Raw genomic sequence first — 21817 nt, 5'->3', positions numbered from 1 at the left:
TTTCCTGTTCTATTATCTCGTTAAGAGCGGGGATCAAAAAAGGTGACAACAGAGTTGCCACCTTTTGTGCGGTTAAAGATCGTCGATATAGCCGAGTGAGCGCAGCGCACGCTCATCATCCGCCCAACCGGATTTCACTTTCACCCAAGTTTCTAAATACACTTTACGACCAAACAGTTGTTCCATATCCAGTCGAGCTTCACGGCCAATGGTTTTGATTTTTTCGCCATTTTTGCCAATCACCATTTTTTTCTGACCAATACGCTCAACCAAGATCAGCGCATTAATGTGAAAACCATCATTGTCCGGATTGTAATCGAAACGCTCGATTTCCACCGTAACCGAATACGGAAGCTCTTCGCCGGTAAAACGCATCAATTTTTCACGCACGATTTCCGACGCCATAAAGCGCTGTGAACGATCCGTCACATACTCTTCAGGGAAGTGGTGCAGCGCTTTCGGTAAGTGTTGACGCACATGCTTTTTCAGCACATCCACGTTTTTACCCAGCTTAGCCGCAATCGGTACGATATCGACAAATTGCATCCGCTTGGAAAGATCCAGCATGTGCAGCATCACTTCGTTACGATCTTTCACCTGATCGACCTTGTTGACGCACAGCACCACTGGGAAATTGGCTTTTTGCAGTTTGTTGAACACCATTTCATCATCGGCGGTCCAGTGGGTACCTTCGACCACAAACAACACTAAGTTAACATCGCTCAGTGAACTGCTCGCGGCACGGTTCATCAAACGGTTAATCGCACGCTTCTCTTCAATGTGCAGTCCTGGGGTGTCGACATAAATCGCCTGATAAGCACCATCAGTATCCACGCCCATAATTCGGTGGCGAGTGGTTTGAGGTTTACGCGAAGTGATGGAAATTTTCTGCCCTAATAGGTTATTAAGCAGAGTCGATTTACCCACGTTTGGACGACCAACAATCGCGACAAAGCCGCAGTGTTGATCTTCTGGGGTGGATGTTTCTACGACTTCGCCATCATGTTGCGAGGCAAAATATGCATCGATATCAAATTCTTGATCAGCCATGAGTTAGTTGCTCCAGTGCCGTTTCTGCAGCCGCTTGTTCTGCCTTGCGGCGGCTGGTGCCTTTACCGATCACAGGTGCATCCATACCTGCAACTTCACACGCAACGCTAAATTCTTGGTTGTGTGCTTCACCTTTAATATTAGTCACAGTGTAGATAGGCAGTGGTTTTCTTCTGCCTTGCAAAAACTCTTGTAAGCGAGTTTTCGGATCTTTTTGTGATACGCCCGGTTTGATCTCATCCAGTCGGCATTGATACCACTTGAGCACAATCCCACGCACGGTTTCCAGATCGCTATCGAGGTAAATCCCACCAATCAAGGCTTCTACCGCATCAGCCAGAATCGAGTCACGGCGAAAACCACCGCTTTTCAACTCACCTGGACCTAATTTTAAGTAATCTCCCAGATCGAATTCTCGACCCAGTTCCGCCAATGTGTGCCCACGCACTAAGGTGGCACGCATACGACTCATATCACCCTCATCCACTTTAGGAAAGCGGTGATACAGATCGTCAGCAATGACAAAACTTAAAATTGAATCGCCCAGAAACTCAAGACGTTCATTGTGCTTACCATTGGCGCTGCGGTGTGTCAGCGCCAGATTAAGCAGCCCGCTATCTTGAAAGGTATAGCCGAGCTTACTTGTTAATTTATTCATTAGAGGTGTCATATTCTCAATGTTATTGGCCCACTGATGCAGGCTTAATGGATCCCGCCAATACGATTCAATCGCACTCCACTTGGGATCCAAGATGGAAGTACGCTATCGGCAGCGCGTTCAAACTCGAAACTGATCCAGATCGCAACAGCTTTCCCGACCAAATTCTGCTCTGGCACAAAGCCCCAGAAACGGCTATCAGCGCTATTGTCACGGTTATCACCCATCACAAAATAGTGCCCTTGTGGTACCACCCACTCATTGACGCCACGACGCGGACGATAGTCGGCCACGTTGTCCATGCGCAGTGGATTGACCAAAATACTGTGTGCTTGTTGGCCTAACTGCTCATCAAGCTGGATAAGCGGAATATTATTCTGATAAAACTCACTCGATTGCACATTTGATAATGTCACTGCTTGGCATTGGCTTTGGCCTTGTGGCTGGATACACAGCTCTTTATCTACACTGTAGCGCACCGTATCTCCCGGCATACCGACGACGCGTTTAATATAGTCGATATTCGGACTGACCGGATATTTGAACACCACAATATCGCCACGTTCAGGTTGGCCAGTTTCAAGCAACTGAGTACGCCAAACCGGATCTTTCAAGCCGTAGGCATATTTTTCAACCAGAATAAAATCACCAACTAACAGGGTTGGCATCATCGAGCCAGATGGGATCTGAAATGGTTCATAAATGAACGAACGCAGAATTAACACCAAGGCGATCACTGGAAAAATCGACACGCTGTTCTCAATCCACCACGGCTGCACCAAGGCTTTATTGAGCGCTGAGGCCGGTAAATCTGGAGTTTGTGCTTGTAGCTCAGCCTGTTTTTGCTGACGCTGTTTTGCCCAGCGCAGTTTTTCCAGAGTCCAAACCAGACCTGTGATCAGAGTGACTAGCACCAAAATCAGTGAGAATGTGTTCGCCATTGACTTCCCTTATCTAAAAAATGCGAAAGTGAAAGAGCCGAAACCCTTTCACTCATCGGTTAAACCCATCAATCTCAACTCAGCAAAGAAATTAATCTTTACCCACATGCAAAATGGCGAGGAACGCTTCTTGCGGCAGCTCAACGTTACCGATCTGCTTCATCCGTTTCTTACCTTCTTTCTGCTTCTTGAGTAGCTTCTTCTTACGACTCACGTCACCACCGTAACACTTAGCCAGTACGTTTTTACGTAACTGCTTGACGGTAGAACGCGCGATAATGTGGTTACCAATCGCCGCTTGGATCGCAATGTCAAACATCTGGCGAGGGATAAACTCTTTCATCTTCTCCACCAATTGACGGCCGCGAGTTTGCGACTGATCACGGTGGGTGATGATGGCCAACGCATCAACTTTATCGCCATTGAGCAGCACATCGACACGCACCATGTGCGACATTTCAAAGCGTTGGAAACCGTAATCCAGAGATGCATAACCACGTGAAGTCGATTTCAAGCGGTCAAAGAAATCCAGTACAACTTCCGCCATTGGCACATCGTAAGTCAGAGCGACTTGGTTGCCGTGGTAAACCATATCAACTTGAGTACCGCGTTTTTCGATACACAAGGTGATCACGTTACCGAGATAATCGGCAGGCACCAGAATATTACAGCGCGCAATCGGCTCACGGATCTCTTCAATATCGTTGATAGCTGGCAGTTTAGCTGGGCTATCAACGTGGATGATCTCTTTATTAGTCTTCAGCACTTCATACACTACGGTCGGCGCGGTGGTGATCAGATCAAGATCGTATTCACGCTCTAGACGCTCTTGGATAATCTCCATGTGCAGCATACCAAGGAAGCCACAGCGGAAACCAAAACCAAGTGCAGCCGAAGTTTCTGGCTCATAAAACAGTGATGCATCGTTCAAGCTCAGTTTGCCCAGTGCATCACGGAAGTTTTCATAATCATCCGACGAGACCGGGAATAAGCCCGCATAAACTTGAGGTTTTACTTTTTTAAAGCCCGGCAGCGCTGTTTCGCAACCATTTTTAGCTAAGGTTAAAGTATCGCCGACCGGTGCACCCATGATATCTTTAATACCACACACTACCCAGCCAACTTCGCCAGTATTGAGTGCGTTGGTATCGACTTGTTTGGGGGTAAAAATACCTAAACGATCAACACCCCAAATTTGGCCGGTGCTCATCACTTTGATCTTGTCGTTTTTCTTCAGGCTGCCATTTTTAATCCGCACCAAAGAAACCACGCCAAGATAGTTATCAAACCAAGAGTCAATGATCAACGCTTGCAGCGGTGCTTCTGGGTCGCCTTGTGGCGCAGGGATCGCAGAAACAATCTTCTCCAACACCTCATCGACGCCTACTCCGGTTTTAGCCGAACAGCGCACAGCATCGATCGCATCAATACCAACAATGTCTTCAATCTCTTCAGCAACCCGCTCTGGTTCTGCCGCAGGCAGGTCGATTTTATTGAGGATCGGTACTACTTCCAGATCCATCTCAATCGCGGTGTAGCAGTTAGCCAAGGTCTGAGCTTCTACTCCTTGACCAGCATCCACTACCAACAGTGCGCCTTCACATGCCGCTAGCGAACGTGATACTTCGTACGCGAAGTCAACGTGTCCTGGAGTATCGATAAAGTTCAGTTGATAGGTTTGGCCATCTTTCGCTGTGTAGTCGAGTGTCACACTCTGCGCTTTAATGGTGATACCACGCTCACGTTCGAGATCCATCGAATCAAGAACTTGATCGGCCATTTCACGATCACTCAAGCCACCACAGACTTGAATTAAACGGTCAGATAGTGTTGATTTACCATGGTCAATGTGGGCGATAATCGAAAAGTTACGAATGTGCTTCATAGGCTTGGGATGACTAAACTCTTAAATAATAAGGACATAGAAAAGCCGCGCTGGCGGCCATTCATTCAAGTGGGGCGATTCTACCCAATTTCGGTTGGGTTCGCATCATAATTTAGGCCAGTGGGATCCCCAGTTTACGCAGTACGACCACTTGCTGCTCCGAGCGCCGCTCAAGCACTGCGGCATAATGTTTGGCCACCCACACGCCAAGCAGAATCGACAATAGCGAAGTGAGGATCACCACACTTTCGCCAATCGCTAACCATGGGGCGAGCCATTGAGCGCCAAACAATGCACCAAGTAGCATAAAAAATAGCGGCAACAGATACACTAACGCCGCCGATTGCAACAGGCTTTTTTCTGGCAAGCCGATTTCAACCACTTCTCCAGCCTGTAATGCTTGCTGGGTGTGTAGCTGCCATAATAGGGCTTTGCTACCCAGCGCTTTCGATACAATACCAGTGCCACAACTGCTGGATGATTGGCAGTGGTTACAACTGGTTTGTTGCTGACAGCTCAAAGTAACCAGAAAGCCTTGTTGAGTCGCGACCACTTGAGTTACGGTCGCCAACGCGGTCATCATGGTGCTGGCACTCCCGCCACATTGATCAACACGGATTGAGCGATCCGCTGCGCGGTTGCTGGTGGAATATCGCCGACTACCGAAATTTCATTGTCACCTTTGACTAAACTGTGCAAGGTTCGCCGACCTTGTCGCACCAATTGACCTTTCAATGAGTAATTATCACTGGCCGAAATATACACCGAGAAATTAAACAGGCCGTCAGAGTACATCTGGCTTTCTACTAGACGCTCAGTGATCGCCATACGATAACGATTCAGCTCCATCGCCTGAAAACCTTCTGGCACCCAGCTTACTTGCCAAAAAGTTTGTTGCATGCTGCCTTTGGGTAATTTCAACACTTCTGGCAGTTGGACCGAATTCAATCCAGCCATCAGCTCAGCTAACCGTTCACTGATCGAATAGGAAATGGTGCGATATTGCTCTAAGACTTCACCATCACGATCCAGCAAGTCTGCGCGTAACGGCAAATGGCTCTTCTCATCAACCCATAACACATAGGAATAGCGCAAGCCATCTTTCGGCACCACACGCAACACTTGGCAAGGGACACCCGCTTCGCGCGCCCGGCCAATTTTGACAAAATCGTAATACTGACTCAGTTGGGCAACATCACTATTAATCATTGGCATGGTTGGCGCGACCATCTCGCTCGACTCGATGGTAAATGGTTCGACGCCGGGCTCAATATAGCTCACTTCATCGCCGCGCCGGATCACTTCACGCACCGGACCACTTAAATACACTAGATGTGCCAATTGCTGCTGATCTTGACGCACATGACGATACAACAGTGGCTCAATGCTGTTTTTCTTAACCAAGATATATGAGAGTTCGTAATTAAGATGTTGGCTGGCTTGGTTCATCTGATACAACAACGCCTCTGCAGGCTGTTCTTCTGCAAAGGCGGTTGTTGAAGTGGCACAAAACAGCGTCAGCGCACTGATCAAAAATTTCTTCATTCCGCAACCGATTCAACTGAATGTTGGTGAGAAACGGCATTCTCACTATTTAAGCGTAATTGCAATTCATAGTCCTGCAGCAAGGCATTTACACGGCGGCGCTGCTCTTGCATAGTACTATCTGGTGCATGCTTTTCAACCGAGTCACGCGTCAAACTGACAGGCTCGGCGCTACCGGCCAATGGAATCGTTTGCAATACTGGCAACTCACCATCGATCGCCGAGCTCTGCCCGGCATACTGCTGAACACCAAACACCACCGCCAAACAAACCGAGGCAGCAATACCAAATTGACTCAATTGCGACCACCAAACCGGTAATTGACGCTTGGCCTGCTGTGGTGTGGGTTGCTCAGTAAGCTTGGCTTGCTGCAGATCAATCACATTGTGGGTATCACGTAATGAATGGTTTTTATCACGCAATAAATTGTGATCGGGTTCATTTTCCAATGCCAACGCAACGCTTTCAGCAATATTCCACTCCTTTGCTACTGGCGCATCACCGCGCAGCACATCACCAATCAGGTGGTAATTGCCCCAAGTTGCACAGGCTTGAGGATTGTGAGCCAATTGTAAAATCAGCTCATTGTCGATCATCTCGCCATCCATGAGTGCTGAAAGTTTTTGTTTGTCAGCCATTCTGTTCACCATAGTTATTACGCAATGTTATTACGGAACGTTATTACGAAATTCGCTTGCGACCGAGCTTGCATTACAAAAGCGGGCTAATTCTCTTTTCGACCGCCTCACGCGCGCGAAAAATTCGAGAGCGCACCGTTCCGACCGGACAATCCATCACTTCCGCGATTTCCTCATAACTTAAGCCTTCTAGCTCACGCAAGGTCATTGCCGTTTTCAAATCATCAGGTAATGCATCTATCGCATCGAACACTGCCTGTTTCAATTCGTTGGACAACGTAATGTTCTCTGGGTTCGATATTTCTTTTAATGCATCACCACCTTCATAAAATTCAGCGTCTTCAGCATCAACATCACTAGCTGGTGGGCGTCGATTCTGCGCCACAATGTGATTTTTCGCAGTATTCACCGCAATACGGTATAGCCAAGTGTAAAATGCACTGTCACCACGAAAAGTGGGAATGGCTCGATACGCTTTAATAAACGCTTCCTGCGCCACATCCGCTACATCGCCAGAATTGCTGATGTATCGGGAAATAAGGTTGCAGACTTTATTTTGATATTTCAAAACCAAAAGATTAAACGCTTGCTTATCCCCATTCTGAACTCGCTCAATCAATACTTGATCGGTCAGTTGCTCGTTCATGCGAGCGGTCACTCCTATTGTTATGTCCCTCTACCCTCTCAGATATGGGTACTCATTGTGCGAATTATAATATTGACATCACTGCTTATATGAGCACCTTTGAGACTCGCTATCATTGATAAAGTTCATTAGTCAGTAAAATATTTTGCTTAAAACCCCATCAATCCAGCCAGTTCATCGTCAGTATCAAGCTGACATGCCACTGCACACCACTTAAACCTACGGCGTGATCCCACAACTAGCGAGATATCTAACACGCCGGAATAGAGAGCGAGTAATATGACAATAATATTTACAAATGATTGCATTTAGCGCGATGATAATAGCAGGATTTACCCCGTGTAAACGATGCAAATTTTTCGATAATTTTTCGCCACTTACTGCTGGAGAATTTATTTTTCGCGCAACGGTTCCGGTGTTATACCCAAACAACTTGGAGTTGCAGGTAGGCGGCAAGTGAGTGAGTCCCCATCAACATAGGCAAACTATGTGATTGGGTTGAGCGAATGTAGCCAACACCGCGGCAACTTCAAGTAGGAAGGGTATATTGCTCATCCTCAGTCAAGCTTTGTTGTGAGATGAGCAAATTAAATAGATTTCGAGTTGGATAACTCACACAGTTTGGGAATTGGCAATTTTATGAACGTAGACCGAGATCATCAATGTGATGTATTAGTCATAGGAAGTGGCGCGGCAGGCTTATCGCTTGCTTTACAGGTCGCTCAATACGCAAAAGTCGTAGTATTAAGTAAAGGACCACGCAGTGAAGGCGCTACCTTTTATGCACAAGGAGGAATTGCCGCGGTATTTGATGAAACCGATAGTGTCGAATCTCACGTGCAAGATACGCTGATTGCTGGTGCTGGCATCTGTAATGAACAAACTGTGCGCTTTATCGCCGAACACGCCAAAGCGTGTGTGCAGTGGTTGATTGATGGTGGCGTACCGTTTGATCAAGCCGAAGATAGCAATACTGAACATCCTCGCTACCATCTGACCCGCGAAGGGGGTCATAGCCATCGACGCATTTTACACGCGGCGGATGCGACCGGAATGGCGATGCAAACCTCACTGCAAGATAATGCCCACCACCATCCGAATATTACCGTCCTCGAACGCCACAATGCGTTAGATCTGATCACTGAAGATAAGATTGGAGGCGATGCCAATAAAGTGGTCGGTGCTTATGTATGGAACCGTAATGCTGAACACGTAGAGACCATTCGCGCGAAATTTGTGGTGCTGGCCACCGGTGGTGCATCGAAGGTGTACCAATATACCTCAAACCCAGATGTCTCTTCCGGAGATGGGATTGCGATGGCATGGCGAGCAGGCTGTCGAGTCGCCAACTTAGAGTTCAACCAATTCCATCCAACCTGCTTGTATCATCCCGAAGCGCGCAACTTTCTGCTCACCGAAGCACTGCGCGGTGAAGGTGCGTATTTACGCCGTCCCGATGGCAGCCGTTTTATGCCCGATTTTGATGTGCGAGCCGAACTGGCGCCACGTGATGTGGTTGCGCGCGCTATCGACTTTGAGATGAAACGCTTAGGTGCTGACTGCATGTATCTGGATATCAGTCATCAACCGGCTGATTTTATCGAAAAACATTTCCCGACCATCTATTCACGCTTGATGGATTTAGGGATTGATATGACCAAAGAGCCGATCCCGATCGTGCCTGCCGCCCACTATACCTGTGGTGGTGTGATGGTTAATCCACAAGGCCAGACCGACCTTAAACAGCTGTATGCGATTGGTGAAGTCAGCTATACCGGTTTGCACGGTGCTAATCGCATGGCCTCAAATTCACTGCTGGAATGTGTGGTGTACGCTTGGTCAGCCTCGCGTGATATTATTGTGCAATTGCCACAGGCAACCATGCCGGATCCGCTACCACGTTGGGATGAAAGTCAAGTGACCTGCTCTGATGAAGAAGTAGTATTGCAGCATAACTGGCATGAACTACGGCTATTTATGTGGGACTATATGGGCATTGTGCGCTCAGACAAACGTTTAGAGCGGGCAATGCGCCGGATTCAGTTGTTGCAACAAGAAACCCATGAGTATTACAGCAATTTTCGCGTCTCCAATAACTTGCTAGAAATGCGTAACTTACTGCAAGTGGCCGAATTAATGGTGCGCTGTGCCATGCAGCGCAAAGAGAGCCGCGGTTTGCACTATACGCTCGATTATCCGGATCCGTTGCCGCACAGTGGCCCAACCATTTTAGTACCAGAAAAATAAGTGCCAGAAAAACTAGGCACAGTTTAATCACTTGCCACGATCCCTGAGGACACCATTTCAGGCTATCGGCCAATCATTACGGGAGCGATTAAGCTCCCGTTTTAATCGCACTAACAATTGTCGATAGGTAATGGGATCGCAGCTATCACGCCAGATCAACCAAGCTTGCCCCTCGCCTTGTAAACGGATAAACCACGGCGCGTACAGAGTATCGATCGCCTTAAAACTCAACCGCTGCTGGCCAATTTGCAACTGGCCGCTAAAGGTCAGCTCCACTTCCCCCGCTAAACTAGGTGGCATCCACACCCCGCGTCGATGACCATGCCAGATCCAAGCCGCAAAATAAGGTACCAGCAGCAAAGGTATTGCCGATGCGATGAGCACCCAGCCCATCAACATGATTAACAACAATGCGCTGAACTGAGCGTAGCGCGAAGGAATAAAGATCAGCTTAACGGTGTTTGCTGAGGTTATGAGCGACAATTTTATCCACCATCGCCGCAAGACCTAAATTCTCACAGCGGCCTTGCCCCATCACCCAACGAAAAAGATCGGGATCGTCACTTTCCAATAACGCCACAAAGTCCTGTTGTTCCGATTCTGACAACAAATCAAAACACTCTTCGAAAAAGGGCATGATGACCACATCAAGCTCTAACATCCCACGACGGCACGCCCATTTGATGCGCGCTTTTTGTTCAGCGGTGTACATTGCTTTTCCTTACCTGCTGGTTGTGTATAACACAATCGTTTGCTATGCCTTGGAGTGTAACAAGCCCCCCCACCCACCGCTAGTGACTCAATCACACTCCCTGTTCAAGCTGACAAAAAAGTTGATCCCGATTAACATAGCCACACTTTTTCCTCAGTGGTGCATAACATGGACTGGCAAAATCATTTTTCCGTGCTCAATCTCTCTTCTCACGATCCGCTCCCAGAATTGATGCTCACTCACCTCACTGGCTGGGGAGTCATCACTATGGTGGGTGCGGATAAAAAAGCCTATTTGCAAGGTCAAGTCACCTGCAATGTGGTTTCGCTAACACCACAACAAGTCACCTTTGGCGCACACTGTGATGCCAAAGGCAAAGTGTGGTCAGTATTTCGTCTATTTCATCATCATGATGGCTACGCGATGCTACAACCTCGCTCAGCAATAGCCGCCGAACTGCGTGAGCTAAAGAAATACGCCATTTTCTCTAAAGTAGAGATCACTGAATCTAGCGATATCGGCTTGGGTGTTATGGGCAGCCAAGCCGAGGCGTGGATTGATGGTTTGAGTGCATCTCGCGACGATGTTCGTAACATCGAAGGCGGTACCGCGGTACGCATTAGCCCGCTGCGCTGGTTACTTTTGCTCGATCCAGCATACGCGCAACAATATGTCGCAGCCTGGCAGGGCTTGTGTGTAGAGCAAGCCATCTGGACACAGTTGGATATCGCTGAAGCAGTGCCGGTCGTCACCGCAAGCGCGCAAAATGAGCACATTCCACAGGCGCTCAACCTACAAGCGTTAGATGGCATCAGTTTTAACAAAGGCTGTTATACCGGGCAAGAAACCGTGGCTCGCGCCAAATATCGTGGCATCAACAAACGCGCGATGTATCTGGTTAAAGGTAATTTAACCGCCCCGCTTGAGCCACACCAACCCATCACTCTCGAACGTGCAGTCGGCGAAAACTGGCGCAGTGCGGGAACATTACTGACCCATTACAGCTTTACTGACCAGATTGCGATGGGCCTCATGATCTTACCCAATGATCTGGAGCCCGACGTTGAACTGCGCTTAACTAATCAGCCAACCACACACTGGCAGATCCAGCCATTGCCTTATTCACTGCTGGATGAGTAGTAAAAAAGCTTACCACCACAGCCTGAGCCGCCAGTGTTCTGCGCGGATCAGGCCAGTTAACCACGACACCACATCACTCTCGCTTTAGCTGTAACAGCGTGCATTTCTTACATCACGCTGCGAGCCTCTTCAAATAAATTAACCGCAGGCAATGAGTTTATAGTCATAATGAAAACATAATTAGTCAAAAGACCCGCAATCATCTAGGCTATACCACGTTGATTGACATATTGAGCATCCAAGTTTGCTCTTTATTTATCAATGGAAAAGTGCATTAACTGAATATTCAAGTTAGCCACTTTTTGTGTAATGCATCTGTGACTATTTGCCCGCTTAATCGCGGGCTTTTTTTTACCATCAAATAACCACACACTTACTCAATGAAAATTTTTTAGCTTTATTCTTAAAATTGTCATAACTGGCTGGCTTAATGCTGACTGCTTATTCAGCACCGACTGCCAGACATCAGAATAAATTTCAAGTTTGATCATACAAGACTGAATATTTGACTGTAAATTTGTCTAGTTGTGCACAGATACTCTAAATCATCGATAACCACTGCGTATTTCACCAGAGATATCACAGTATTTTTATACGGATTTTTTTATACTTATTCGTGCTAGAACAATGCAAGGATCGAACTATGAGACTGTTTAAGCGCTATACACCAGGTATGATTGCTAAACATGTAAGTCGTTTATTTAAAGGTCGAATTTATATTTATGGGATAGGTAAATTTGAGTTTGATCACGGTAAATTACAACTGCCAGAACAAGCGGAGCAGCGCCACTATCAAACCGTGAAAGAAGTCAATCAAGCGATAATGAAGCTGCGCTGTGCTTATGCATAAATCAGCAAATAGTCGCAGGCGATACTGCCGTGCTAGCGGGGAAGGTAAACTCCCCCTTGTGCAACGGTGAGAAATCAGCGATGTCAAACGGAGCGCGCTGTAAACTGTCGCGCGAGAAAAATTCACATAACCGAGCTCAAAATCAACAATGCTGACTTATAGCACGAGTTTGAATTAGTAGGCACGCTCTAACCACACCTGCTTAGCCAATTCAGGTAAATCACCTTTTAAGCCCAGTGCTCGCTGCATAATTTCATGTTTTGCCCCCGGCAATTGTCCGACCAAATGCATGCCGAGCCCACGGATCAGCTTTTTGGCTGGGTTATCACCAGCAAACAAATCGCGGAAACCTTGCATCGCGGCGATCATTTTGGCCGCTTCGGCTTTGCGCCAACGTTCGTAATGGCGCAGATGACGCAGCTCTCCAATATCACGATTTTGCTGCCACACACTTAGTAGCTCTTGTGCCAAGCTGGCCGCATCCAACAAACCTAAATTGACGCCTTGCCCAGCTAATGGGTGAATGGTATGCGCTGCATCGCCAACCAGCGCCACTCGCGGGGCGACAAAATCACGGGCATAACGCATCTTCAATGGCAAAACTTGCCGCTCTCCAACCACTTCACACAATCCTAAACGCGCATCAAACTCAGCGGTCAAAGCGCGGTTAAACTGGGCCGCATTCATATTAAGCAGCGCCTCTGCCCGTGAAGGCTCGGTGGACCAAACCATCGAACTTAACTGCGGATCAGACATAGGCAGCAAAGCCAGCGGTCCTTGGGCAGTAAAGATCTGCCGTGCCACTTGCTGGTGCGCTTCACGGGTACGTACATTGGCCACCAGCGCACTGTGCCCGTAATCCCAGTGGGTTAACGGAATATTCATTTGATGACGCAACCAAGAGTGAGCGCCATCCGCCCCCACCACCAGCTTAGCACTGAAAGCTTGTCCATTACTCAAGGTGAGCCAAGCTTCGCTCTCACCAATCGCAATGCTTTGACAAGTGGCAGGCACATGCAACACAACATTGGCTTGTTGTTGTACTTGCTCTAACAGGGCTAACTGAATCACTCGGTTTTCAACAATATGGCCGAGATTAGGTTGCATCATGGCGTTGGCATTAAATTCAATGCGCGCAAAACTGTCTTGCTCCCATACCTCCATCGCCTGATAAGGTGCAGCTCGACGCGCAACAATGCCTGACCATGCATTGAGATTACGCAGCACAATTTCACTGGAGCGGCTTAGCGCTGAAACTCGTACATCAGGCAGAGGGGTTAATTGATCATCCGCTACATGGCTTTCGATCACGGCAATGCGTACGTCACTCTCTTTGAGCGCGGCCGCTAATGCCAAGCCAACCATACCGCCACCGATAATCACCACATCGACACTTTGCATCATTTTATTACCTATTAGCGGTTAACTAAGCCGAGGGTACGGCGCAATAACGGCGTTTTTAATAAGGGAAGATGATCGATCATCATCAGACCGAGGTTGCGCCCAACGCACATTGGCCACCACGGATTGGAAAAAGTATGCACCAAGCCAGTGGTAAGCTCGATGGTGGCAGCGCGGTCTGCCTGACGCAACTGAGAAAAACGCTGCAATAGTGCATACTCGCCGGCATCTTCACTATGCGCAATTTGCTCGGCTAAAGTTGCAACATCACGTATCCCAAGATTAAAGCCTTGCCCTGCAATCGGATGCAACGTTTGTGCCGCATTCCCCACCAGTGCAAAGCGATGGGAGATATTTTGCTCACGGTAACGGAGCAGCAGCGGATAGACGTTACGCTGGCCAACTTGGGTAAACTCGCCTAACCGCCAACCAAACGCTTGCTGTAAGCGGTGTAAAAATTCGCGATCCGTACAAGTGAGCCATTCATCGACTTGCTCGGGTGGCAAACACCACACCAGTGACGAGCGATCTTGACTCATCGGCAACAAAGCCAGCGGGCCATGCGGGGTAAAGCGCTCGAAAGCGCGTCCGGCATGTGGCTGAGCAGTGGTGAGATTGGCAATCAGCGCCACTTGGGCAAAATCATGCTCATGCATGGTTAAGCCTAAAGCTTGGCAGCAGCTCGACATGGCACCATCCGCGGCCACCAACAGCTTACCGCGTAAGCTTTCACCACTATCCAACTGTACGCTCACCCAATCCGCTTGACGCGTAATATGGCTCACGCGATGCGGCATAAACTGCCAAAGCGCAGAATATTGTGCCATCAGTTCAGCGTAGATACGCCCAACTTCGGCCAATTCGACCACATAGCCCAACGCCTCAATCCCCAGCGATTCTCGATCAATCTCGGTCATCCCCGCATGAAATTGATCCGACACGTGGATCTGCGCAATCGGCGTGGCGACGGGACGTAAGCTCGGCCAGAGTTGTAACTGTTGCAGAATCTGCACCGTACCATAAGAGAGCGCAATACTGCGTGCATCAAAACCAGGATGTGCCTCATGATCTGCGGCAACCGCGTCAATCAATGCAACTTTTAGCCGGCCTTGGCTGAGTTGCTGTAAGGCAAGCGCGAGCGTCGCCCCGGCCATTGCACCGCCAGCGATGATCACATCAAACATCGGCGGCAAATCACGATTGTGTGTACTGGTGTCGGTGCCTGTCATCACGCTTCCTTAGCCATACTTGATAACCATGCTCGATGATTAATGTAGCGTTGGAGTCTGATCTGAGGTCGGTTTGGCCCCAAACTCAGCGTGCAATACCCATACACAAGCTTTGAGATGCTCAATCACTTGCTCTAATAGTTCGCCCTGCTCGGCTAAATCATCCTCTTCATCAATGCCCAATTTGGACATCTCTTCCAGATCATCGAGTGCCTCTTTGGCTTGTGCTGAAGCGCGCGGCAGATCCGCGCCACTCAAGCCGAGTCCAGAGATAAAGTGGTTAATCCACTCTGCCACCGCATCCGAGAGTTCAAACAAGGCATTCTCACCTTCCTCTTCTGGCAGTAGCAAAGAGAGTTCAAGATCGGTTGCCACTAATTCGGCGTGAGTCGCGACTAGCGTTTGTTCTGCACTGGCTAAAGCACCCGTTGGCCACCCCATACCATCATTGGTATAATCAAAAAGCAGCGCTTGCCAGCTTTTATCATGCACATTTAAGCCCCCCGCCAACATGCCGGTCAGTAAACCTTGTAATTCAGCGGGACTCATCGCGAGAGAAGCACTATGCAGTTGGTCGGCTAAGGCGAGATAGGTAGGAAGTGTCGGTTTGGTCATGTAGGATCCACTCAGCGAGAAATTTCACTAATCCTATCACTTCAACGCCACAGCGAAAATGCTCAGCTGCGGTTGCTGATTAGCTTTTGCGCAAATTGTCCAAATCATGAGTTTTCAAGCGTTGATTTATCCGCTTGCGACCAGAAAGGCTTGAATCTTGTTTTGGCTTTACCTATAGTTCCACCTCAATGGTCACTAGAGCGGATTGATCTTTTCGATACGCCAAAAGAGTTCATTTATTATGAGTAATCAAGCGGTTGATATTGAAATTTTGGGCAAAGTGACCCGGGTAAATTGCCCAGCAGGTCAAGAAGCGTCTTTACTTCAAGCAGCGCAAGATCTCGACCATAGATTGAAAGAAATGGCAGAGCGGACTAAAGTCACCAATGAGGTGAAATTATTGACCATCGCGGCGCTCAACATCTGCTATGAATTACAAACCAAGCAACAAGAAAATGTAGGTGCTCAGTCACAACTGAGTCAGCGCATGGAACAGCTCACCACCTCATTAGAAGCCGCATTGCAAAATGTACAGCGGAACAAATAAGCGCAAGCATTGATTTACCCTGGGGTGTTCGTCAGTGGATTTACGTCCCCTGAGCCGATAAGCAACATAACAGGATTGGTATTGGGTAGCTATTGAGCAAGCTCGGCTTGTACCGAGAAGCCTACGGTTACTATTATTGATCCGCCTTGAACCTGCAGGTTCAAGGGCTACAATCCTCAACGGCACCCTGGGGTTCCCTTTATGACCGATCCTCGTACTCAGCTTCGCCAGCAAATGCGTCTGCGTCGACAAGCGCTATCCGCTTTACAACAACGCACTGCCAGCCTGCAACTGATTGATCGTTTTGCAACCCTGCCAGAACTCTCCACCGCGCAGCGCATAGCACTGTATCTTGCCAACGATGGTGAACTCGATACACAACCATTAATCGAGTGGCTATGGCAACAAGGTAAGCAGGTCTATCTGCCCGTATTACACCCCTTTGCCAAAGGGCATCTGCTGTTTTTGCACTACCATCCTGATACCATCATGAGCGAAAATCGTTACCGCATTCGCGAGCCAAAACTCGATCAACGCTTGATCTGCCCGGTCAAACACCTCGATATCATTGCCACACCATTGGTGGCGTTTGATCTCTATGGCCAAAGATTGGGCATGGGCGGCGGTTATTACGATCGTACTTTAGCCCCTTGCTTACATCATCAACCCGCCGTGTTACCGGTGGGTTTGGCGCATGATTGCCAGCAGGTTGAGCATCTACCCACTGCAAGTTGGGACGTTCCGTTGCGAAAAATTGTGACTCCCAGCAAGGTTTGGCAGTGGTAACCGATCAATTGCTCAGTTTGACCTGCGCCAAAGGATGACTTGCCGTTGCGGTTTGGGGTTATAATCGCGCCGCGCAAGATAAACGCTATTTTGGAGATAGGCATGACTCAAGATGAAATGAAAAAGGCCGCCGGTTGGGCTGCCCTAAAGTACGTAGAAAAAGGCAGTATTGTCGGTGTGGGCACAGGTTCGACTGTCAATCACTTCATCGATGCACTTGGTTCGGTTAAAGATCAAATCAAAGGTGCCGTGTCTAGCTCGGTTGCATCTAGCGAGAAATTAACCGCGCTCGGTATCCATGTCTATGACTGCAATGACGTTGCAGAGTTGGATATCTATGTCGATGGTGCTGATGAGATCAATCCACAGCGCGATATGATCAAAGGCGGTGGTGCTGCGCTAACTCGTGAAAAAATTGTTGCCGCAATTGCCAAAAAATTTGTGTGTATCGTCGATGGCAGTAAAGCGGTTGACGTACTTGGTGATTTCCCTCTGCCGGTCGAAGTGATCCCAATGGCACGCTCTTATGTTGCACGTGAACTGGTTAAATTGGGCGGAGATCCGGTCTATCGGACTGGCGTGATCACCGACAACGGTAATATGATCCTCGATGTACACAATATGCGCATCAGCCATCCAAAAGATTTGGAAACTAAGATCAACGGCATCGCCGGTGTCGTCACGGTCGGTCTTTTTGCCCACCGCGGAGCAGATGTGGTGATCACTGGCACGGCACAAGGCGCCAAAATCGAAGAGTAAACGAGCAGGGCATCGCCCTTTTCCGTTATTCGCTTACAAACGGCACCCATCGGTGCCGTTTTTTAGGCTTTTTTCTAAGAAAACTCTGTCTTATTCCGTAATTTTCTTACCCAAAGCCAAAAAAGTTTGTTAGTTTAATGAGCAGAAGGCGCACAAGGAAAACGTTTGCTTTTCTAGATCATGACTCAACTTTCGAACGACGGCGCCAGTTAGCCCACCTTCCCATTGTTTTAAGGACGATAAAATGGCCAAAGTTTCACTGGAAAAAGACAGAATTAAGATCCTCCTGCTTGAAGGACTTCACCCCTCTTCAGTTGAAGTACTGCAAGCGGCCGGTTACAGCAATATTGAATACCATAAAGGTTCGCTTGAAGAGGCTGAATTGATCGAAGCGATCAAAGATGTACATTTTGTGGGGATCCGTTCACGCAGTAATCTGACAGAGAAAGTGATCAATGCGGCCGAAAAACTGGTCGCGATCGGTTGTTTTTGTATTGGTACCAACCAAGTCGACCTTAATGCCGCCGCTAAACGTGGTATTCCGGTGTTTAACGCACCGTTCTCAAATACCCGTAGTGTTGCTGAACTAGTGCTCGGTGAAATTCTACTGTTACTGCGCGGCATCCCCGAGAAAAACGCCCTCGCCCATCGTGGCATTTGGCAAAAAAGTGCCGATCACGCCTATGAAGCGCGTGGCAAACGGTTAGGTATTATCGGCTATGGTCATATTGGCACTCAGCTTGGTATCATTGCCGAAAACTTAGGTATGCAGGTTTATTTCTATGATATTGAAAATAAACTCTCTTTGGGTAATGCGACTCAAGTACATACCCTCAGCGATCTGCTCAATAAATGTGATGTGATTTCGCTGCACGTGCCAGAAAATGCTGGCACCAAAAACATGATGGGTGCCGATGAATTTGCCCGCATGAAACCAGGTTCGATTTTTATCAACGCAGCTCGCGGTACCGTGGTTGATATTGCAGCACTATGTCATGCACTGGAGTCTGGTCATATTGCTGGCGCAGCGATTGATGTGTTTCCGGAAGAGCCAGCTTCAAACAAAGAACCATTCACATCGCCTTTATTGCAGTTTGACAATGTCATTCTAACCCCGCATGTCGGCGGCTCAACCCAAGAAGCACAAGAGAACATTGGTATTGAAGTTGCGGGTAAACTGGCCAAATATTCAGACAACGGTTCAACCCTATCCAGCGTCAACTTCCCTGAAGTATCACTGCCTGAGCATCGTAACTGCTCGCGTCTGCTGCATATTCACGCCAACCGTCCAGGGGTGTTAACTCAAATTAACACCATCTTCGCCGAGGAAGGGATCAACATCGCCGCCCAGTATCTGCAAACCACCGCAGAGTTTGGCTATGTGGTGATTGATGTCGAAACAGCTCGTTCTGAAGAAGCATTAACTAAGCTAAAAGCGATCGAAGGCACCATTCGCGCTCGTATTCTGCATTAATATGCTACACCTCCATCCAGCTATCACTGGATGGAGGTGATCTTGGCTGATAAAGCAAAAAAGCCAGTGCTTGAATAACGGCTGGCTTTATTACTTCCTGCGGATCGTTAAGCTCGTAGTGCACGTTCTCCACGTGCAATGCCCACTACACCACTGCGTGCAACTTCAATCACTTCGGTGACTTCGGCCATCGCATCTATAAATGCATCCAATTTTTCACTCGCACCAGCCAACTGAATGGTGTACTGCGCTGCACTAACATCCACAATTTGGCCACGGAAAATATCTGTGGTGCGTTTAACTTCAGCACGAGCAAAACCGGTGGCTTTGACTTTGACTAGCATCAGTTCACGTTCAATATGCTCACACTCCGTTACCTCTTGAACTTTTAACACATCGATTAATTTATGCAGTTGCTTCTGGATCTGCTCTAACTGCATCTCATCGGTTTTGGTAGTGATATTGAGCCGTGACAAAGTGGCATCATCGGTTGGCGATACATTGAGCGTTTCAATATTGTAGCCGCGCTGTGAAAACAGCCCAACTACACGTGATAAAGCACCCGGTTGGTTTTCCAATAGCAGTGAAATTATGTGTCTCATGTTAAGTTCGCTCCGTTTTGCTCAACCACATTTTGTCCATCCCCTCACCTTTGATCTGCATGGGGTAAACGTGCTCAGTTTCATCGACATGAATATCGACAAACACCAGACGATCTTTCATCGCTAGCGCTTTTTCCAGCCCGGCTTGCAGCTCATCAGGATGGGAGATACGGATCCCCACATGACCATACGCCTCGGCGATAGCGGCAAAATCGGGAACTGAACTCATGTAGGAGTTGGAGTGACGTCCTTGATAAATAATATCCTGCCACTGTTTGACCATTCCTAGGAAATGGTTGTTTAAATTAATAATTTTTACCGGAATATCGTATTGCAGTGCGGTTGACAGCTCTTGAATATTCATTTGAATACTGCCATCTCCGGTGACCACTAACACCTCTTGCTCAGGCAGGGCAAATTTCACCCCCATCGCTGCGGGCAAACCAAAACCCATAGTGCCTAAACCACCAGAGTTGATCCACTGCCGTGGCCTAGCAAATGGATAATAAAGCGCGGCAAACATTTGGTGCTGACCAACATCCGAGGCAATAATCGCGTTACCTTGGGTAAGGCGATATAGCGTCTCGATCACTTGCTGTGGCTTGATCCGCTCAGCGGAGGTTTGATAGGCCAAGCATTGGCGATCACGCCATACTTGGATCTCACTCCACCAACGATCTAATGCAACCGGATCATTACGTTCAGCGTTCTCTTCAAGAAGCTTGATCATGCCATCCAGCACTTGGTCGGCAGAACCCACAATCGGCAGATCGACTTTAACGTTTTTTGAAATCGATGATGGATCGATATCGATATGCATAATTTTCGCGTTCGGGCAGTACTTCTCTAAGTTGTTGGTCGTACGGTCATCAAAACGCACCCCGACCCCAAAAATCAGATCGGCATGATGCATCGCCATATTGGCTTCATACACCCCATGCATCCCGAGCATACCGAGCGAATGTTTATCGCTACCGGGAAATACGCCCAGCCCCATTAAGGTACTCACCACAGGTAAATTGAGCGCTTGTGCCAATTGGCGCACCTGCCGCTCGGCATTGGCAGTCACCGCTCCGCCACCAATATAAAGTACTGGTTTTTTCGCGTCTAATAAGGCACGTAAGCCTTTTTTGATTTGCCCTTTATGACCCGCCGTGGTCGGGTTATAAGAGCGCATTTTGATCGTATCGGGATATTGATAAGGCAATTTATGCAATGGATTCATGACATCTTTCGGAATATCGATCACCACAGGACCCGGCCGCCCGCTGGCGGCAATATAAAAGGCTTTTTTGATCGTTTCCGGTATATCTTGCGCTTTTTTAACCAAAAAACTGTGTTTCACAATGGGTCGTGATACGCCGACAATGTCGCACTCTTGAAACGCATCATTACCAATCAAGTTAGTCGCGACGTTGCCGGAGATGACGATCATCGGGATCGAGTCCATATAAGCGGTCGCAATGCCAGTCACGGTATTAGTCGCACCCGGTCCTGAGCAGACCAACACTACTCCAGGTTTACCCGTCGCACGCGCATAACCGTCGGCCATATGAGTCGCGGCTTGTTCATGACGAACTAAAACGTGTTTGATTTGATCGGTTTTTTCATGCAGGGCATCGTAGATATCGAGTACCGAGCCACCTGGATAACCGAAGATTTGCTCGACACCTTCATTGATCAGAGACTGCACTATCATCTCTGCGCCAGATAACATTTCCATATTGTCTCCTTACCAACCAACCTTATGCTCGGTCGGCACAAGGCTTGGTTTTACATAGTTTAGGGCTTATTGGTAGCCTAATTCGAAAACGCTCCGCTTTCGGCTATGTCCTGCGTCTGTCATAACAGCCATCAGGTTACGTAACAAATGTAACGCGTTATGAACAATGGGTCTAACCCAAATTTGGGTATTTTTTGAGCGCGACCAACAATCTGTGGATGATTAAGCATGCAATTTTGGCAGGTGATCGGGATTTAGATTGAATATCCAATCAGGCATCTAAAAAAAGTAGATTATTTTGTGGTTCCGCCGCATCAACCGCGTGCTGCAATAGGCGGTTGATGGCTATGAACAGCCTGTGTGATCCGA

22 protein-coding genes and 1 other RNA gene are annotated in these 21817 nt (G+C 48.1%); 8 read left to right on the top strand and 15 right to left on the bottom strand.

Annotated elements, in window-relative coordinates; all coding sequences use genetic code 11:
- Positions 1 to 72 precede the first annotated feature (72 nt).
- The 8 genes from era to rpoE form a co-directional block, all read right to left on the bottom strand.
- Positions 73 to 1050 (bottom strand): GTPase Era, encoded by a 978-nt coding sequence (gene era / locus G7083_RS08350; RefSeq protein ID WP_166014350.1) that lies wholly within the window; start codon positions 1048 to 1050, stop codon positions 73 to 75.
- On the bottom strand, positions 1043 to 1720 hold the full coding sequence (gene rnc, locus G7083_RS08345) for a ribonuclease III (RefSeq protein WP_166014349.1): 678 nt from the start codon (positions 1718 to 1720) through the stop codon (positions 1043 to 1045). The genes era and rnc overlap by 8 nt, the downstream gene beginning before the upstream one ends.
- Before the next feature lie 32 nt (positions 1721 to 1752).
- Positions 1753 to 2649, bottom strand: coding sequence for a signal peptidase I (lepB, locus tag G7083_RS08340; RefSeq protein ID WP_166014348.1), 897 nt, complete (start codon positions 2647 to 2649; stop codon positions 1753 to 1755).
- A 91-nt stretch (positions 2650 to 2740) separates the two neighbouring features.
- A complete protein-coding gene (gene lepA, locus G7083_RS08335) occupies positions 2741 to 4534 on the bottom strand; it encodes a translation elongation factor 4 (protein WP_166014347.1) in 1794 nt (597 codons plus the stop codon).
- A gap of 112 nt (positions 4535 to 4646) precedes the next feature.
- Positions 4647 to 5117, bottom strand: coding sequence for a SoxR reducing system RseC family protein (locus G7083_RS08330; RefSeq protein WP_166014346.1), 471 nt, complete (start codon positions 5115 to 5117; stop codon positions 4647 to 4649).
- Positions 5114 to 6079: a sigma-E factor regulatory protein RseB gene (rseB, locus tag G7083_RS08325; RefSeq protein WP_166014345.1), complete on the bottom strand. Its 966-nt coding sequence runs from the start codon at positions 6077 to 6079 to the stop codon at positions 5114 to 5116. The genes G7083_RS08330 and rseB overlap by 4 nt, the downstream gene beginning before the upstream one ends.
- On the bottom strand, positions 6076 to 6717 hold the full coding sequence (locus G7083_RS08320; protein ID WP_166014344.1) for a sigma-E factor negative regulatory protein: 642 nt from the start codon (positions 6715 to 6717) through the stop codon (positions 6076 to 6078). Before G7083_RS08320 ends, rseB begins: the two co-directional genes overlap by 4 nt.
- A 73-nt stretch (positions 6718 to 6790) precedes the next feature.
- Entirely contained in the window at positions 6791 to 7363 is a 573-nt protein-coding gene (rpoE, locus tag G7083_RS08315) for an RNA polymerase sigma factor RpoE (RefSeq protein ID WP_166014343.1), read from the bottom strand.
- A gap of 639 nt (positions 7364 to 8002) precedes the next feature.
- On the opposite strand from rpoE, the gene nadB reads away from it, so the two are divergent.
- On the top strand, positions 8003 to 9610 hold the full coding sequence (nadB, locus tag G7083_RS08310; protein ID WP_166014342.1) for an L-aspartate oxidase: 1608 nt from the start codon (positions 8003 to 8005) through the stop codon (positions 9608 to 9610).
- Between the two features lie 57 nt (positions 9611 to 9667).
- On the opposite strand, the gene G7083_RS08305 is transcribed toward nadB, so the two are convergent.
- Together G7083_RS08305 and G7083_RS08300 are read right to left on the bottom strand one after the other, a co-directional pair.
- Positions 9668 to 10012, bottom strand: coding sequence for a hypothetical protein (locus G7083_RS08305; RefSeq protein ID WP_166015019.1), 345 nt, complete (start codon positions 10010 to 10012; stop codon positions 9668 to 9670).
- Positions 10013 to 10061: 49 nt separating this feature from the next.
- Positions 10062 to 10322: a succinate dehydrogenase assembly factor 2 gene (locus tag G7083_RS08300; RefSeq protein ID WP_166014341.1), complete on the bottom strand. Its 261-nt coding sequence runs from the start codon at positions 10320 to 10322 to the stop codon at positions 10062 to 10064.
- A gap of 168 nt (positions 10323 to 10490) precedes the next feature.
- On the opposite strand from G7083_RS08300, the gene ygfZ reads away from it, so the two are divergent.
- Entirely contained in the window at positions 10491 to 11462 is a 972-nt protein-coding gene (gene ygfZ, locus G7083_RS08295) for a tRNA-modifying protein YgfZ (RefSeq protein WP_166014340.1), read from the top strand.
- Between the two features lie 643 nt (positions 11463 to 12105).
- Positions 12106 to 12312 (top strand): DUF1107 domain-containing protein, encoded by a 207-nt coding sequence (locus G7083_RS08290; protein ID WP_166014339.1) that lies wholly within the window; start codon positions 12106 to 12108, stop codon positions 12310 to 12312.
- Positions 12313 to 12486: 174 nt separating this feature from the next.
- Here G7083_RS08290 and G7083_RS08285 read toward each other — a convergent pair whose 3' ends face one another.
- From G7083_RS08285 to G7083_RS08275, 3 genes are all read right to left on the bottom strand, one after another.
- Positions 12487 to 13716, bottom strand: coding sequence for an FAD-dependent 2-octaprenylphenol hydroxylase (locus G7083_RS08285; RefSeq protein ID WP_166014338.1), 1230 nt, complete (start codon positions 13714 to 13716; stop codon positions 12487 to 12489).
- 11 nt (positions 13717 to 13727) lie between these two features.
- On the bottom strand, positions 13728 to 14897 hold the full coding sequence (gene ubiH / locus G7083_RS08280; RefSeq protein ID WP_166015018.1) for a 2-octaprenyl-6-methoxyphenyl hydroxylase: 1170 nt from the start codon (positions 14895 to 14897) through the stop codon (positions 13728 to 13730).
- An 84-nt stretch (positions 14898 to 14981) separates the two neighbouring features.
- Positions 14982 to 15557: a YecA family protein gene (locus tag G7083_RS08275; RefSeq protein WP_166014337.1), complete on the bottom strand. Its 576-nt coding sequence runs from the start codon at positions 15555 to 15557 to the stop codon at positions 14982 to 14984.
- 241 nt (positions 15558 to 15798) lie between these two features.
- On the opposite strand from G7083_RS08275, the gene G7083_RS08270 reads away from it, so the two are divergent.
- From G7083_RS08270 to serA, 5 genes are all read left to right on the top strand, one after another.
- Positions 15799 to 16104, top strand: coding sequence for a cell division protein ZapA (locus tag G7083_RS08270; RefSeq protein ID WP_166014336.1), 306 nt, complete (start codon positions 15799 to 15801; stop codon positions 16102 to 16104).
- Between the two features lie 13 nt (positions 16105 to 16117).
- A non-coding RNA gene (gene ssrS, locus G7083_RS08265) (6S RNA) lies at positions 16118 to 16302 on the top strand.
- Between the two features lie 3 nt (positions 16303 to 16305).
- Positions 16306 to 16890 (top strand): 5-formyltetrahydrofolate cyclo-ligase, encoded by a 585-nt coding sequence (locus G7083_RS08260; protein WP_166014335.1) that lies wholly within the window; start codon positions 16306 to 16308, stop codon positions 16888 to 16890.
- 102 nt (positions 16891 to 16992) lie between these two features.
- Entirely contained in the window at positions 16993 to 17649 is a 657-nt protein-coding gene (gene rpiA / locus G7083_RS08255; protein ID WP_166014334.1) for a ribose-5-phosphate isomerase RpiA, read from the top strand.
- Between the two features lie 244 nt (positions 17650 to 17893).
- On the top strand, positions 17894 to 19123 hold the full coding sequence (serA, locus tag G7083_RS08250) for a phosphoglycerate dehydrogenase (RefSeq protein WP_166014333.1): 1230 nt from the start codon (positions 17894 to 17896) through the stop codon (positions 19121 to 19123).
- Positions 19124 to 19230: 107 nt separating this feature from the next.
- Here serA and ilvN read toward each other — a convergent pair whose 3' ends face one another.
- Both ilvN and G7083_RS08240 read right to left on the bottom strand, forming a co-directional pair.
- Positions 19231 to 19725, bottom strand: coding sequence for an acetolactate synthase small subunit (gene ilvN / locus G7083_RS08245; RefSeq protein WP_166014332.1), 495 nt, complete (start codon positions 19723 to 19725; stop codon positions 19231 to 19233).
- 1 nt (position 19726) lies between these two features.
- Positions 19727 to 21448, bottom strand: a complete 1722-nt coding sequence (locus tag G7083_RS08240; RefSeq protein WP_166014331.1) for an acetolactate synthase 3 large subunit — start codon at positions 21446 to 21448, stop codon at positions 19727 to 19729.
- Positions 21449 to 21817 lie beyond the last annotated feature (369 nt).

It is taken from the genome of Vibrio sp. HDW18 (genome assembly GCF_011306175.1).
GTDB classification, from domain to species: Bacteria; Pseudomonadota; Gammaproteobacteria; order Enterobacterales; family Vibrionaceae; genus Vibrio; species Vibrio chanodichtyis.
Note: the sequence above shows the minus strand (reverse complement) of the source record. Positions and strands in the feature narration are given on the sequence as shown.